General features: G+C 44.5%; 11 protein-coding genes. 9 read left to right on the top strand and 2 right to left on the bottom strand.

Going from position 1 to position 16,283, the window contains the following annotated elements:
* The first annotated feature begins 44 nt into the window (after positions 1-44).
* From A596_RS15350 to A596_RS15310, 9 genes are all read left to right on the top strand, one after another.
* Positions 45-1,139 (top strand): acyltransferase family protein, encoded by a 1,095-nt coding sequence (locus tag A596_RS15350; protein WP_052417568.1) that lies wholly within the window; start codon positions 45-47, stop codon positions 1,137-1,139.
* 166 nt (positions 1,140-1,305) lie between these two features.
* Positions 1,306-3,165 (top strand): hybrid sensor histidine kinase/response regulator, encoded by a 1,860-nt coding sequence (locus tag A596_RS15345; RefSeq protein ID WP_039916380.1) that lies wholly within the window; start codon positions 1,306-1,308, stop codon positions 3,163-3,165.
* Positions 3,166-3,295: 130 nt separating this feature from the next.
* Positions 3,296-4,030 carry a hypothetical protein gene (locus A596_RS15340; RefSeq protein WP_039916379.1) on the top strand — a complete coding sequence of 245 codons (735 nt, stop codon included), beginning with the start codon at positions 3,296-3,298 and terminating at the stop codon, positions 4,028-4,030.
* 359 nt (positions 4,031-4,389) lie between these two features.
* Positions 4,390-8,352 carry an ATP-dependent RNA helicase HrpA gene (gene hrpA, locus A596_RS15335; RefSeq protein ID WP_039916376.1) on the top strand — a complete coding sequence of 1,321 codons (3,963 nt, stop codon included), beginning with the start codon at positions 4,390-4,392 and terminating at the stop codon, positions 8,350-8,352.
* A 70-nt stretch (positions 8,353-8,422) separates the two neighbouring features.
* On the top strand, positions 8,423-8,749 hold the full coding sequence (locus A596_RS15330; RefSeq protein WP_052417567.1) for an HvfA family oxazolone/thioamide-modified RiPP metallophore: 327 nt from the start codon (positions 8,423-8,425) through the stop codon (positions 8,747-8,749).
* Positions 8,749-9,591, top strand: coding sequence for an HvfB family MNIO-type RiPP peptide maturase (locus A596_RS15325; protein WP_052417566.1), 843 nt, complete (start codon positions 8,749-8,751; stop codon positions 9,589-9,591). Before A596_RS15330 ends, A596_RS15325 begins: the two co-directional genes overlap by 1 nt.
* Positions 9,588-10,328 carry an HvfC family RiPP maturation protein gene (locus A596_RS15320; RefSeq protein WP_039916373.1) on the top strand — a complete coding sequence of 247 codons (741 nt, stop codon included), beginning with the start codon at positions 9,588-9,590 and terminating at the stop codon, positions 10,326-10,328. The genes A596_RS15325 and A596_RS15320 overlap by 4 nt, the downstream gene beginning before the upstream one ends.
* A 293-nt stretch (positions 10,329-10,621) precedes the next feature.
* A complete protein-coding gene (locus A596_RS15315; RefSeq protein WP_039916372.1) occupies positions 10,622-11,614 on the top strand; it encodes a porin in 993 nt (330 codons plus the stop codon).
* A 126-nt stretch (positions 11,615-11,740) separates the two neighbouring features.
* The gene (locus A596_RS15310; RefSeq protein WP_039916371.1) at positions 11,741-12,223 is read left to right on the top strand and encodes a hypothetical protein; all 483 of its coding nucleotides are present in this window, start codon (positions 11,741-11,743) and stop codon (positions 12,221-12,223) included.
* 86 nt (positions 12,224-12,309) lie between these two features.
* Here A596_RS15310 and A596_RS15305 read toward each other — a convergent pair whose 3' ends face one another.
* Together A596_RS15305 and A596_RS15300 are read right to left on the bottom strand one after the other, a co-directional pair.
* A complete protein-coding gene (locus A596_RS15305) occupies positions 12,310-13,035 on the bottom strand; it encodes an energy transducer TonB (protein ID WP_039916370.1) in 726 nt (241 codons plus the stop codon).
* Positions 13,036-13,487: 452 nt separating this feature from the next.
* Positions 13,488-16,196: a TonB-dependent receptor domain-containing protein gene (locus tag A596_RS15300; protein WP_039916369.1), complete on the bottom strand. Its 2,709-nt coding sequence runs from the start codon at positions 16,194-16,196 to the stop codon at positions 13,488-13,490.
* Positions 16,197-16,283 lie beyond the last annotated feature (87 nt).

Genomic DNA, 16,283 nt, shown 5'->3' with positions numbered 1-16,283 from the left:
AATTAATTGCGGATTTGCATTTTAGCTTTGGGGATATAGAAATAATGACAGCATCAGCGCAGCGGCAAGCCCATTTTGATCACCTGCGAATTCTTTTAACCTTTTTGGTTGTCTTGCACCACGCTGCAATTACCTACGGCGGTTCCGGTGGCTGGTATTGGCGCGAACTTCCCAATGCCAGCGTTGTTCCCCTGATTATGCTCAATGCGATTGACCAATCCTTTTTTATGGGATTTTTCTTTTTGCTATCCGGCTATTTTATGGTCGCGTCATTAGAGCGTAAAACAACAGCGAGTTTTTTAATCGATAGATGTGTGCGCCTGGGAATTCCGTTGCTGTTTTATTTCTTTCTGTTATCCCCGTTAACCATTGCATTGGCGCACGACTCTCCAGCAAATATTGCGGAAAAATATTGGCTAATGATCAAAGAACAACAATTTGGCCCCGGGCCTTTATGGTTTGCCGAAGCCTTATTGATTTTCGCCGTGGTGTATTTGTTAGTTAACAAATTCGTTGATGTAACACGCTGGAGTCCTGCGCGTTTGCCGGGGTTTATCTCGCTCCTGTTAATAGCACTTGGATTGGGTATTATTTCTTTTATCGTACGCTTGAAAATCCCGGTTGGTCATGAAGTGCTTTGGTTGCAATTAGGCTTTTTCCCTTGTTATGTATTTTTATTTTTTGCCGGTTGTGCCGCTTACAAACATCAATTGCTGGACAAAGTGAATGGCAAATACGTCATGCCCTGGGTAATTATTTCTCTTACCGCTATTTCCACCTTGCCTTTTGCGCTTGCGCACTTGTTGGGCACTGGTGCATTTGAAGGTGGATGGAACACCAATGCTGTTTATTATGCATTTTGGGATCCGCTAACAGCCTGGGGAATTATTCTGGGATTGTTATGGTACTTTCGCCATTTTCTGTCAGTACCAACGCCATTATCGCAATGGACTGCACGCAGGGTTTACGGCGTCTTTATTTTTCATGCGCCTGTTTTGGTGGCTATTTCTGTAATGTTGGGTCCCTTTGCAATAAACCCGTACATCAAATTTATTGTTGCCAGCTTATTAACATTCGTGTCGGGTTTACTTCTTACCAGTCTTTTCCTGCGGTTTCCCGGTGTGAGAAAAATCCTCTAATGAGCGTTAACTATCCGTGTGGCACCTAAAGCATCTGTGAACCCTATCACGTGCCACAAGTAATAAGATCATATATCCATTTCTGCTGCGGTTTTTTAACGGTAAAAAGCGTCGATGGATGAATCTACTGCTAGAATTTCCCTGAGAATTTACGGGGGAATCGGGTGTGGGGCCATTAGAAACATTGCTGTGGGTATATCCACTGTTGCTATTGCTGAATGGCTTTGTCGCTATTGCGTTGTGGACAATTTACCGCCGCTACATTTTTGGTTTGTTGGTGGGCGTATGGGCTAGTACTTTATTAAATTTCGCTGCCCAGGGGGCGCTGATTGATTCACCCTTGTCCGGTGCTTTGGCTTTTTCCTCCTACATCGTAACGGCGTGGTTTCTGGTTTACATTCTTTGTTGCATTACGCACCAGCCTTTTTCATTTCTTCGCTACTGGGTGATTTATCTTCTTGCACTGTGTGTCAGTGTTAGTGCCTATCTATTTGGTGCCGGGTTCGCCTGGGTTGCATTACCGCTGGCAATTGCAGTAGCGCTTCCACAAGTCAATGTTGCATTCAAAACCCTGACAAATAATCACCTGCACAGCCTTGTCCGTATTTTTGCCATAGTGCTGCTTGTTAATGGGCTGCATTTTATTGATTATCCTTTTTTGCGGCCCATTCCCGAGGCGGCGATATTTGGTTACAGCCTGGTGATTGCTACCAGTATGCTCTTTGGGGTGCTGCTGCCGTGCATTATTAATAATTTTCTGGCTGATGAACTGACCCAACAATTACGCGATGAAGTCAATAATCATCAAAAAACTGCTATGGAGCTTGAACAAGCGTTGGATGTAGCCGAACAGGCATTAAGTGCGAAGGCCGTATTTTTGGCAAATGTAAGCCATCATTTACGTACACCGATTAACGGTATTATGGGATTAAATGATCTCTTGCTGGATTCGCCTCTGGACCCTGCCCAGAAAAACCTGGTGCGACATGTCCGAGCTTCCAGCAGCGAATTATTGGGAATGGTTGACAATGTATTGACTATCTCGCTGCTTGAATCCGAAAAGGTCAAGCTCTATCCCAAAGCCATCTGTATCCAGCAGTTGATCAACGATATCTTTGATCACTATGCCGCCTGCGGCCCATTGCCCTTACGTTTAACCAACCGGCCCGATCCAACCCATACGCACTGGATCTATGCGGATGTTTTAAAAATTCGCCAGATTCTTTTCAATATTATTGATAACGCGTTAAAACACAGTAATGGAACTTATGCGCTTATCGATGTGTCATTGAAGAACGAATGCCTACATATCACGCTCATGGATGATGGAATTGGCGTGACGCCGGACCAATTGGAAAACCTGGCATTACCATTCAAGCAAGAGGCTCAGTCCATCCATACCGGGATGGGGTTGGGTCTGAGTATCGTGCGTGAACTGGTTACCCTGCTCGAGGGAAAATTGCAGCTTGAATCCGGGCTTGATGAAGGTTTTAGGGTGCATTGTGAAATACCGGTGCAGATAATTGAAGGAGAAGTGGTTGCCCCTTCAGCTGCTGCCAGTAAAGCAAATGAACAGGTTTCCCGTTCACAGCAAACTGATGCACTACAATCGCCAGACGTTGTTTTAAAAAATACACCCTTGGAAAAAACGACGCAGTTGGTATTGGTAGTTGAAGATAATCCAGTAAATCGGATGGTAATCAGCGGAATGCTGAAGAAGTTAGCTGTTGCTTTCTGCATGGCAGAAGACGGTGCCCAGGCAATGGCTATGTATCATGAGCATCAGAATAACCTGGCTTGCATATTAATGGATGTCCAATTACCGGATGCAAATGGTTTGGATTTGGTTGAACAAATTCGCGCGCAAGGCGACCATGTTCCGGTATTGGTGATCAGTGCCTTTACGTTTGGTAATGATGAAGCTCGGGCATTGGAAGTGGGTGCTGATGCTTATTTACGTAAACCTTATCATTTTGACGAGTTCAAAAATGCGCTGGGTGATCTCGGCGTTTCCGCTAAGAAGTAAAATTGTTTGGCCAATCACAAAATTTTATAAAAAAACATTGAAGTTGGAAGGAGTTTTGCTGTTAGAGAAAAGTGTGTCTTTTTTGTTCAAAAAAATGACACTTCCCAATAACAGACAAGGAATATCTCCAATGAACAATATTTTTGAATTGATTGAAAATCATAAAAATCAATTAGCCAACCATTCGTTTTGCCAGCGTTTGCGAAACGCCGAAAATCCGGATAAATCCATTTTTAATTTTGTTCCCCACATGACTTTTTTTGTGTTGGGATTCAGGGATTTACTCGAATATTTGCGCGTTCCGTTCCCCAGTAATCCAGTGGAGTTTATGTTGAATGAGCATTGCAGTGAAGACAGTGATCATTGGCTATGGTTTTTACAGGACCTGGAAAAATTGCAGTTATCTGCACAGGCGTGGGGCGGGCACCGTATTGCTGATGCGATGGAATTAATCTGGGCGCCACAAAATGCTGCCATTCGTCGTCAAATATATGACATTGTCGTTTTGATAAACCATTGTAAAAATGCGCAAGAAAAATTGATCATTGTTGAATGCCTGGAAGCTGCATTTGCCGCGTTTATTGAGAGCCTGAATATTTTAACCAAGCGTTTGGGGATTTATCACCAACTGGTTTATTTTGGCGAGCATCATTACGACAAAGAGTCTGAGCACACCATGGGTAGTTGGTTAGAATCAGACGTACCTAAAAAGCAAAAATCGCAACAAGCTAAAAATGTTATCCGTTATCCCGTAATGGAACAAATGGTTGATGACATCTTTAGCGGTTTTGAAACTATGTTCAGCTGCTGGGAAAAAGCGATGGGGAAAACCACTGAGCCTTTAGCATTGGCTAGTCGTAATTAATGAGTGAATGGAATTGTGGTGTTTGGAAAGGATTGGATTGCCGAACGTGTGTGGAGTGTTGATAGTGTATACCAAGAGCAGCCGTGGCTGGTTTATCCGGTCACGGCTTTTTAGTTATTAGCGTCCGTAACCTGTCAGTTAATGGATGGTTTGTAGTCACGCCAATTACGGGCCCGGTTAATTAACCGGTTAAACTGTTAGCCCTTATCCTGCAATAACGTTAAGAACAAAAAGCCTTCACAAAAACTCACTTGCAGGTGCTGGCCGTGTTACCTATCATCCACGGCCAATTTATTTGCTTGTAAAAGCCCCAAGGCTCGTGGTTGATCTACAACTAACGGGCTGCTAGTTGAGTTTATATGTCAAATCCCTGGTCAAGTTACAAACAATCCATTACCCACGTGATGGGGCGCGATTACCACAAGCTATCCCGTCGTTTGAGCGAGATAGAAAAACTGGCGCGTACAGGTAAACCCCACGATCAAGCGCTGGAAAAATGGCAACAGCAATTGTTGCAGTCACAGGCTGAGGTGATGCGCCGCCAGCAATTAGTTCCAGCGGTGATTGAGTTTCCCGCTTTGCCTGTGTGCGAAAAACGCGAAGAAATCGCGCAAATTATTGCGGATAATCAGGTAGTAGTTCTTGCGGGGGAGACTGGTTCCGGTAAAACCACGCAAATCCCCAAAATTTGTTTGAGTATTGGCCGTGGTGTGAAAGGCTTGATTGGGCACACACAACCGCGCCGTATTGCTGCAAATACAGTTGCCAATCGAATTGCGGAAGAATTGAAAACGACACTGGGCGAAAAGGTTGGTTATCAAGTCAGGTTTAGCGATCAATCCAATGAAAACACCTTAATTAAGGTGATGACAGACGGGATATTGCTGGCAGAAATCCAGAACGATCCGTTTTTAAATAAATACGACACATTGATTATTGATGAAGCACATGAGCGCAGTTTAAATATTGATTTCCTGCTGGGTTATTTAAAACAGCTGCTGCCGAAACGCCCGGATTTAAAATTAATTATCACCTCAGCAACCATTGATCTGGAGCGTTTCTCGCAACATTTTAATAATGCCCCGATTATCGAAGTGTCCGGCCGCACTTATCCGGTTGAAGTCTGGTATCGCCCGCTTTACGAATTTGAAAATGATGATGGAGAGGATGCTGACCCGGATCAATATGCCGCAATTGTGGATGCGGTGCGTGAAATTGAATCACACGAAAAAACCGGTTCCGGCGTCCGCGGCGGCGACATTCTGGTGTTTTTAAGTGGGGAGCGGGAAATCCGCGAAACCGCAGAAGCTTTACGTAAAGCGCAGTTTGCCCATATGGAAGTGATTCCGTTTTATGCACGCCTGAGTTTGGCTGAACAGCAGAAGGTATTTGCACCGCATACGGGGCGCCGAATTGTATTGGCAACCAACGTTGCAGAAACGTCTATTACTGTCCCCGGAATTCGCTACGTGATTGATCCGGGATTTGCGCGTATCAGCCGTTACTCTTATCGCACTAAAGTGCAACGCCTGCCGATTGAACCTGTTTCCCAAGCCAGTGCTAACCAGCGTAAAGGCCGCTGTGGCCGTGTGGCCGAAGGTATTTGTATTCGCTTGTACAGTGAAGAGGATTTTAGCTCGCGCCCCGAGTTTACTGATGCAGAAATTTTGCGCACCAATCTCGCCGCTGTTATTTTGCAAATGCTGCAATTACGGATGGGGGATATCCATAAATTTCCCTTTATTGATGCCCCGGATCATCGCCTGATCAGTGATGGTTTCAAATTGCTGGAAGAACTCCATGCGGTAAATACCAAAAATCAGTTAACACCGGTTGGGCAGCAACTTGCAAAATTACCGTTGGACCCGCGCCTTGCTCGTATGGTGCTGGCAGCGCAGGAACAATCCTGCTTGCGCGAATTATTAATTATCGTCAGCGCGCTTTCAGTACAAGATCCGCGCGAGCGCCCGGCCGAGAAACAACAAGCGGCTGATCAAATGCATCGCCGTTTTTGGGTAGACCATTCAGATTTTCTCGGATATGTAAATTTATGGGATTATTTTGAAACCCAACGGCAAGAGCTATCGCAAAACCAATTACGAAAATTATGCAAAAAGGAGTTTTTGTCCTATTTGCGTTTGCGGGAGTGGCGCGATGTGCACCATCAATTATGCATAGCCATTAAAGATTTGGGTTTGCGCATTAATAGCGAACCCGCCAATTTCGAAGCAGTGCATAAAGCCTTGTTAACGGGCTTGCTGGGTAATCTAGGTTTCAACCACGAAGAGCGGGAATACCTTGGTGCGCGCAATCGTAAGTTCGCGATTTTTCCCGGTTCATCGCTCGCTAAAAAAACACCTAAATGGTTGATGGCAGCAGAGTTGATTGAAACTTCAAAATTATTTGCGCATACAGTTGCCAAAATAGAACCGGAGTGGGTGATTGCAGCGGCGGAGCATTTAATCAAGCGCCAGCATTTTGAACCGCATTACGATTCGCGTGCAGGGCAGGTGATGGCTTATGAAAAAATCACGCTCTATGGATTAACGATTGTTGAGAAAAAATCGGTTAATTACAGTCATATTGATCCTGCGCAATCGCGCGAAGTATTTATTCGCGCAGCGTTGGTGGAGGGGCAATACGCGCAGCATCCCAAGCGTAAACATTTGCAGCAACAGGCGGGCTTTAAGGATTTTTATACGCATCAGCAACAATTGTTGTTGGCACTTGAAGAGTTGGAAGCGAAATCCCGTCGGCGCGATATTGTTGTAGATGAACAAGTGATTTTTGATTTTTATAATGAACGTATCCCGTCGCACATAACCAACCTCGCTGGATTTGAATCCTGGCGTAAAAAGGCGGAACAAACGAATCCGCAATTGCTCTATATCACGCGCGAAACGTTGATGCGCCATGGAGCAGGGGATATCACTGAAGCGCAATTCCCCAATGAACTTGAATGGCGCGGCATGGTGTTTCCTCTCAGTTATCATTTTGAGCCCAATCATGCGTTTGATGGTGTCAGCATTCATGTACCGATGAGTGTGTTACATCAGGTTCCCGAGCAACGCCTTGAATGGTTGGTGCCGGGAATGCTACGCGATAAATGCATCGGCCTGATTAAATCCCTGCCTAAAAATTTGCGCAAACATTTTGTACCGGTACCGGATGTAGTGGATAAATTATTGGCGACATTAACACCCGATAATAAACCCCTGACCGAGGCTATGGGCTTGCAATTAAAACGCCTCACCGGTGTGGATATTCCCAAAGAGGCCTGGCTGGAAACCAGCGTGGATGATTATTATCGCTTTAACATCCATGTGGTGGATGACAAGGGAAAAATCATCGCCAGTGGGCGCGATTTAAATCCGCTGCGCGAAAAATACCGCGAAAAAGTGCAACAAAATATTCAGTCGGCGGCAACCAATATTGAGCGCGATAATATTACCAGTTGGGATTTTGATACGTTGCCTCACGCTATCCAGTTGCCTCGTGGTGGAATCAGTATCCGTGCCTATCCCGCCCTGGTTGATAAACACACCTCTGTTGCATTGCAGGTGTTGGACAATCCCCTGCAAGCATTGGCTTTGACCCAGCGCGGATTAACGCGTTTGGTGTATTTGTCGTTGGCACAAACTGTTAAGTATTTGCAAAAAGAATTGCTAAAAGGACAAGACGTTGCGTTAACGCTTGCGGGCATTGGTAATCGCGAACAGGTGGCCGACGATTTAATTATGGCGGCAATAAAACAATTAGCGGTGCCGGATCAACAACAATTATTGCGCACCAAAACGGCGTTTGATGAGCAGATTAATCAGATAAAGGACAAGCTGATTGCGCACGCACAGGAGCTTGCCAATCATCTGGTGAGTAGCCTGAAGTTATTGGTTGATGTGAAAAAGCAGTTAAAGCAACAAAAAAATGCACTGATGCTGGCGTTTACCCTTAGCGATATTAACCAGCAATTAACGCAATTGTTTTATCCCGGGTTGGTGTATAAAACCCCACCGCAATGGCTACAGCAATATCCAAAATATATGCGCGGTATCTTGCAGCGATTGGAAAAAGCCGCACTCAATCCGCAAAAAGATAAATTGCAGCTTGCTGAAGTTGCACCCCATTGGCAGCGGTTAATGGATTATTTGGCGAAAGAGGGTGATTATCGTTTAACGCAAAACCTGGCGTTACTTGAATACCGTTGGTGGATTGAGGAGTTGCGTATTTCATTATTTGCCCAAACGCTCAAAACCCAGGTGCCGGTATCGGATAAACGTATGGATAAACAGTGGGAACAAGCCATGTTGGATGCTCAAGGTTGAGTATGGTATGTTAGTTTTCACCCTGATTTAAACGATCCACCAACACTTAACCAACACGCTGGAGTTTATGATGAATAATAAAATGTCCTCTATGTCTGCTTTGCTCGGCGCCGCTTTTGTTGCGTCTGCTGCGCTGGCTCCCGTTGCATCCGCTGCAGACGCGACTTTTGCAGCGACACAATTGAATGCCGGGTATACCCTGGCAGACAACCACGCAACCAAATCGGAAGGCGAGCACAAATGTGGCGAAGGTAAGTGTGCTGCTGAACATAAGGAGTCAAAAGGCGATAAGAAAGCTGAAGGTGAGCAAAAGTGTGGCGAAGGTAAATGCGGTGCAGATAAGGAAAAAACCAAAGACGCAACCAAGGATACTAAAGAAGAGAAAAAAGCAGAATAATGCTCGTTAATCCTCTTATGGATTATATTGCAGACGTTTCCGGTGCAGGCTTGGGCTTGCGCCGGAGTTTACTTGATACACTTCAACATTTAACGGACGACGATATTCAGTTTCTGGAAGTTGCCCCGGAAAACTGGATTAATATTGGCGGACGCCTGGGCAAAAAATTTCGCTCATACACTGAACGTTTTCCGTTTGTTTGTCATGGCTTGTCTTTATCGATAGGCTCACCCGCCCCGCTTAACACTGATTTATTAAGCTCCATAAAAACATTCATGCGTGAACATGGAATTCGTTATTACAGCGAACATTTAAGTTATTGCAGTGACCAGGGCCAGCTTTACGATTTATTACCCATTCCATTTACCGAAGAAGCGGTTGACTATGTTGCTGAGCGTATCCTGCAGGCCCAGGATATTTTAGGGCAACGTATCGCGATCGAAAATTCCTCTTACTACTATGCTCCGCAGCAGGAAATGAGTGAAAGCGAATTTATTAATGCAGTGATTGCTAAAGCAGATTGTGCTTTGTTACTGGACGTTAACAATATTTACGTCAACAGTATTAACCACGGTTATAACCCATACGAATTTCTTGCCAGCATGCCCGGTGAACGTATTGCCTATACTCATATCGCCGGACATTATGAGGAAGCGGAAGATTTGCGCGTGGATACCCATGGCACTGCGGTAATTCATCCTGTGTGGCAATTGCTGGAAAAAACCTACGAATTATTTGGTGTGAAACCTACTTTGCTGGAACGGGATTTCAATATTCCGCCGCTGCCAGAATTAATAGCGGAAATTACTGAAATTAAAATTCGCCAGCAAAATAGCCGATGAAAACATTTCAACAAATCCAATTAGAACTCACCGCTTACCTGCGCTCGCCGGAGCAAAGCCCGGCCCCTGCGAATGTTGAAACTCGTCGGCTGCATATTTACCGCGATCTGGTTTACAACAATATTGAAAACTTTATTGCTAATGTATTTCCTGTAACCTGTTCCATATTGGGCGATAATTCATGGCATAAATTGGTTCGCGAATTTATTCAGAACCATGACTGCCAAACGCCGTATTTCGTGCAGATCAGTGATGAGTTTGTGCAATATACATTGCAAGTGCGAGGGTTGCGCGACGGCGATCCAGCATATCTTTTAGAGTTGATTCATTATGAATGGATTGAACTGGCATTGGATGTCAGCACGGATGTAATTCCGGATGCCGGGGTTTTTCCAACGGATGTGGAAAATTCCCGGCCGCGTGTTTCCCCGGTTGCTGTTTGCCTGACCTACCAATACCCGGTCCATAAAGTGTCTGCGGCTTTCCCGCATTGGCAGGTGGAGCCTACCCAATTGTTGGTTTATCGCAATCGCAGGGATGTTGTATGTTTTAGCGCAGCTAACTTGCTCACTGCGCGATTATTATTTTTATTGCAGTCTGATGACCAACCGTTAAATAACCACTTGGAAACCATCGCAGCGGAATTGCAATATTCCGATGTTACTATGCTTAAAAAACAGGCATTTATACTATTGGAAGGGTTGTATAGAGATAGCGTTATCAGTCATTTTGAGTGATTTATATCTTCTACTGCACTTTTACGGATGATATTTATGTCTTTAATAGGACCAAAAGTGCAAAAATAGTGCAAATTGATAGTGTTTTTGACTTAAAAACTGGTTTTATCACAAAACTCAGGTTATTTTCTTTATATAATCCGTCCCCGTCATAAGACATGCTGGTTGTCATATTTCTGTAACCCTATAGTCACACAATGGCAACCCAGTAGACATAAAAATGTCACTTTTAAAAACCTGACTCACCGATGTTCATTCCGTGCATCACACACACATTTCCAGGAGATAACTCCATGAAAAAAACTTTATTGGCCGTGGCATTGGCATCCCTTTTCCCTGTAGTTGCATTTGCTGACGTAGTTGTTTACGGCAAAGCAAACGTTTCTGTTCAAAATGCTGATGAAGCTGCATTGGACGATAGCCGTGTAGAATTGGTTAGCAATGCTTCGCGTATCGGCGTGAAAGGTGGCGAAGAAGTTAACTCCAGCCTCAAGGTTATTTACCAATTTGAATACCAAACCGAAGTTGACGACGGTAATGGATCAAATAACCAAACCTTTGCACCACGTAATATTTATTTGGGTTTGCAAGGTGTAGCGGGCACTATCATGGGCGGTCATTTTGATACCCCGACTAAAGTTGCCCAGGAAAAAGTTGATTTGTTCAACGATCTGGAAGGTGATCTCACCACCATCTTCAAAGGCGAAATCCGTGCAAGTAACGTTGTTCAATACACCACTCCAACTTTTGGTGGCGGTTTCGCGGGTTCTGTTGCTTATGTGACGGAAGAAAATGACGGTACTTTCAAACAAAATAACCCGGCAGGTACTGAGCCTGGCAATGGTATTTCTGCATCTTTCGGCTATACCAGCGCGATGTTCTATGCTGCTGTTGCAATGGATCAGGATGTTGAAGCGGAAGGCGTTGACCTGGTTCGTGCGGTTGCGCGCGTAACTCTGGGCCCGGTGCAATTGGGTGTATTGGGTGAGCAATACGAAAATGACAACACTGGTGTTGATGAAGACGGCGTATTGGCTTCTGTTCTCTGGAATATTACTGACAAGTGGGCACTGAAAGGACAGTATGGTCAATCTGATGTACGCGTGACTGAAGGTGAGACTGCGAGTATTGGTTTGGATTATAAAATGACCAAAGCGGCTACCCTGTTCTCCTATGCGACCAAAGTGGAAAATGGCCTGTCACCTATGATTAATACTCCGGCGGTTATTAACCCAAATTATCGTGATGATACCTACGTTGGTGTTGGTGTAGACTTCAAATTCTAATTCACACAACTGAATTGGTTTTTGCTAACAAAGGGTGCTTATGCACCCTTTGTTATTTGAGTGATTAATTATTTGAAGTGTTTTTTAAATTCTTTTTGGTTCCAGACATTCGGGAGAAATCAATCGATGAAACCTTTCGCTATCATCATGCTGTTGGTTGCAGTTTCGGCATATGCTGATGAAAACCCTGGCAAAGACTGTGTAACAGCAGTAGATGCTGCAGACTCTATGAATGTGAATCAAAAAGATTGCGACTACAGTGACGAAGGCTTGAATGGATTTTTACAAAAAGCCTTTAAAAAAGGCGATGACGGGGCAGTTTTGGAAACTAATACCAAAAGCGAAAAAAATAATACAGCCGAAAAAAATAGCACTACTGTAAAAAACCCTTCAGTGTTACAAGCAAATAAGGTAACTGCAACTAATGAGAATGTGTTTACGCTAAGCGTTGAGATTGATCAATGGGCAAATCTACCGCTTGCCAGGGGGCGATTATTGCCGAAAGCGCTGGAACGGTGTGGTGAAGGTTTTGCAATAGTGGGTGAGCATTACCGCAGTTTAAAACTGGGAAGGATTGAACTCGAGTTAAGTTTTCTCTGCGACAAATAACGCTAATCGTATTAGAGATTACTTTTATCCAGTAAAAAAAGGCCGCATTTTATGCGGCCTTTTTACTTTAAGATTAAATGCCGTAATTATTTTTGATAATTAACTACAGCAATGTAGTGCATGGCAGTTGGTTTGTTTTCTACAAAACCAGGAATGAATTTCGATTTTTTCAGCGAGTTTTCAATGCTGGTTGCATCGGCTTGCTTGCGCAAGGCAGCTTCCAAAGTGCTAACAGTTTCTACTCTGCCATCGGCCTCAATATTGGCCATTACACGTGTGGTTTTTCCTTCCGCGAAAAATAATTTTCCATCGCCACGTTCTTTTGTTGTGTAATTGGCATACCAGTCATTGGTATCCAGTCGCTCTTGCGGAGCATAGTAGTAAGTACCGTACTGCGCTTGCAAGGTGCCGAGGTTAGGTAGCAACACAATCGGTGCTTGTGTTCCACCCAGTGAATAAACCACGCGCAATTGCATTCTTACCGGTACCGCTTTGCCATCGATTGTGGCGGGTTCAAATGTTGAAGATTTGAGTGCGGATTCAGTAGTTTTTTGCATGGAAACCAATGGACTATTTTCATAGCAGGTAACCGCATTGATATTCCCGCTCGTCAATACATCTGCCTGACAATAGACCGATACCGTTTTAACGCCTTCACCAAAAGATGCGGGCAGGGTAATTTGCTTGCTCAGGGTGTCAGCTGCATTACCAAATTTTGCGGGCGTATAAGCGGTAGCGTAACTCGCAAGCGGGGTGACGGCTGCTAGAATTGCCAGTGAGCGAAAGTATTTTTTTAAGATGTTGTTAGTCATATTGTGCTCCTCGTGAATCAAAAAATGGCAATCTGCACCCTAATGGGTCATGGATTCCCGACTTCATTGTCAGATTAGCACTCGCCATAACACACTATTGTGAATAGTTTGTGACAAAACCGGATTTAAGCTCGAAAAAGTTAACTTTTTTTAGTTATTTACGAAAATTTTACTATTACAGTAATTCCCTTAATTTGGGCTTGCCGCACTAAAGTATTTTTATGTCGACATAGTGCAAGATGAATTTCCAGGGGAATTCATTATCACTGATTAATGCAATATCTCCGGTTTAAGCGAGAAGGAATTTAAAAAATTTTCAGGAGGCTGCCCGGAAAATTAACACTGAATTTAATATTGCTGTTTTGGTGGAGGGTCGCAAAAGCAAGTCGCCTTTTTAAAATAAAAAAGCCACCCGAAGGCGGCTAATTTGGTAACACAATTATTGCTAATCCTTAATAGGTATACTTCACATCCAGGCTGAAGCTGGTTCCTACTTTTTGTTTTAAGATTTCGACATTTCTACCTTGATCGTTCATTTGTTCAAACACGCGTTCCTCATTGAGGATATTCCCCAGCTTCACTTTGGTGGTGAGCGTATCGGTAGGGAACCAGGAATAAGTCAGGTCCAGTGAGTTAAATGGTTGCTCATATGCATCCTGATGGTTGCCAATATTTCGGGCGGCGAAGAACAAACGTTCACCAAACAGGTTATAAACTAATGAGGCACTGTGCTTGCCATCTTCCGAATCGAATCCGAGTTGTGTGTTAAGTACATACTCTGATTGTCCGGTCATTGGACGTATGGCGTTGGTGTAGCCTACACCTTCCGGTGACACAATTTCAGAATCGCTAAGTGTGAGGTTGGATGAGGTGAAGAATCCAGCTCCAATATTGTACAGGCCCTCCAATTCCAAACCGTAAATTTCACCGCTCAACGCATTTTCGAAGGTGAGGATTACGTCATCATCAGAGCCGGGTGTGCGAGTACTTTCGATAGGGTTGGCAATATCTTTATAAAACAGTGTTGCAGTGAGATTGTTGCCGCTTTCAAAGAACCATTCTGCGCGCAGGTCGTAGTGAGTTAATTCAGAAAACTCCAGTGTTGAATTACCTTTTACGCGCATGCCGAGTTCGGTATCAATATAAACCACATCCGACATTTCACGTAGATCAGGACGCACTACCGTTTCACTCGCACTCAAACGGACCTGAAATGCCTCGGTATTCATGAAGCCTTCATTCATATAGGTGATAGCGAGAGATGGGTACCAATCATCCTGGGTGAAACCATAGCGTTGACCGGGATTATTGATAATTTCATCAATAATTTTATTCAGGCTATTGCCGGTGTAGTCCAGCAAGTCGATAGGCAACAGGCCTTGCTTGAACGTTTCATAACGCGCACCGCCGGTTACGCGCCAGGTATCATCCCAGTTCGCATCAAACATACCGTAAGCACCTTCGGTAATTTGACCGGCAACATAACTTTCAGTACCGAAGCCGCCCCCCGCCGTTACCTCAAATTTATTATTGAGGTCATTAATGCGATTGCTATTCAACACATCATTCACGTTACCGCTCAGTACAGCACTTTGATTGCCTGAACCATTAACGTTGATTGTATAGCCATAATATTCACGTGATTTTTCGTTGTAATTAAAACCACCCGACAGGGTTAATTTCAACGTATCAAATAGCAACGGAACTTTGGCATTCCATCCGTTGCTAATAACATTATCTTCCAGGTTCAGGAATTCAAATGCAGCCATTGCCGGGCGTGGCGACAATTGAGTGCTGATCACTTCTGCTGTGAGGGGATTAATTGTGTTATCACCTGCAACAGTGGTGTGATTCGGAATATCGGTTTTGACGGTTGAGTCGGAATAAAACCAATCAATCACCAGTGTGTCCAAATGATCGGAGTTGAATTGATCAAATTTGTGTTCACCAGAGAGTTGACCTACTTCCAATTCACGATTTTCCAGGCGCGTATCATAAATAATATATTGGCTACCATCAGCGAGCCTGTAAATACTGTTGTCGTAACCTGTTTTAACGCGCGCTTCATCGTGGATATTTTCAATGTGATAGAAACTGGCTTGCAGATTGTGCATGTCCTGGTAATTCAAACCAACGTTGGTGGACATAACCTGGCGGGTTTCTTCACTGGTGCGTTCTGTTTTTGAGTTGCGTTCATCAGGTGAGCCGATTTCTTCCCGCTCCTGATCTTTGTTACGCCATTTGGTGTCTTGCGAAAAGTTAACGACCGCACCTAATGAAAAATCATCATTGAGTTGCCAATTGTTACCCAACGCCAGGCTGCCTGAAAAATCGACGGGTAAATTTTTCTTGTAGATTTCTACATCGCGATTTAAAGACAATAGTAAGTCGCGATTGGTTTTTGTTCCAAATGCGCTGCTTTCCGTGGTTGTTGCCGATGGGTTTGCGTTCCGATAAGTATCGGTAATATTTTGAATGCCCAGTTTGCCGCGATAGGTATCTAACGCATTATCAATTACCGCAGGCATATGGTTTTTTTCTCCATGGTTTGCATGGGTCCAACCGTCGTCGCTGTCAAAATTTAATCCGGTACCCATGGATACGCTGAACACAAATTTATCGGGAACACCTTTGGTGCGGATATCGACACTGCCACCACCAAAGTTGGCGGGCAGTTCAGGGGAATAAGCTTTCTGGATTTTTAACGTCTCAACAATGCTGGATGGAATTAAATCCAGCGGCAAGACGTTGCGAGTAAGTTCAGGGGAGGGAACTGCTGCACCGTTTAAGGTTGTGCTTGAGTAACGCTCACCGAGGCTGCGTACGTAAACATATTTTCCATCCAGAACTGTTACACCGGGGATACGGCTCAGGGCGATAGCAACGGTGGAGTCACCGGTGCGTGATAATTGATCTGAACTCATTAAATCGGCAGCGAATGGATCTTCCAGTCGTTCGGTAATTACTGCTTGTGCAGCGGTTTGCTGACGGCCGGTAATTAACATCTCTTCAACAACGGGTGCATCGATAACTTCTGCATTTGCATCAATAGGTGCTTCATTGGTTTCCGCTTCTTGTGCAGCAGCGAGATTGCAAAATCCCAGCGTAGCGGCGGTGATCGCCAGAAAAAGCTGGCGGCGCTTGGTCGTTAGTGTCTGCATGGTGTAAACCTTGTATCTGCGAGGCAATGGGAGAGGGCTTCTTGTGACAAAGGCGCCCGTAGGCGCCTCTGTCGGGATCACAGCGAA

The organism is Cellvibrio mixtus subsp. mixtus J3-8 (genome assembly GCF_000766945.1).
Taxonomy (GTDB): Bacteria; Pseudomonadota; Gammaproteobacteria; order Pseudomonadales; family Cellvibrionaceae; genus Cellvibrio; species Cellvibrio mixtus_A.
Note: the sequence above shows the minus strand (reverse complement) of the source record. Positions and strands in the feature narration are given on the sequence as shown.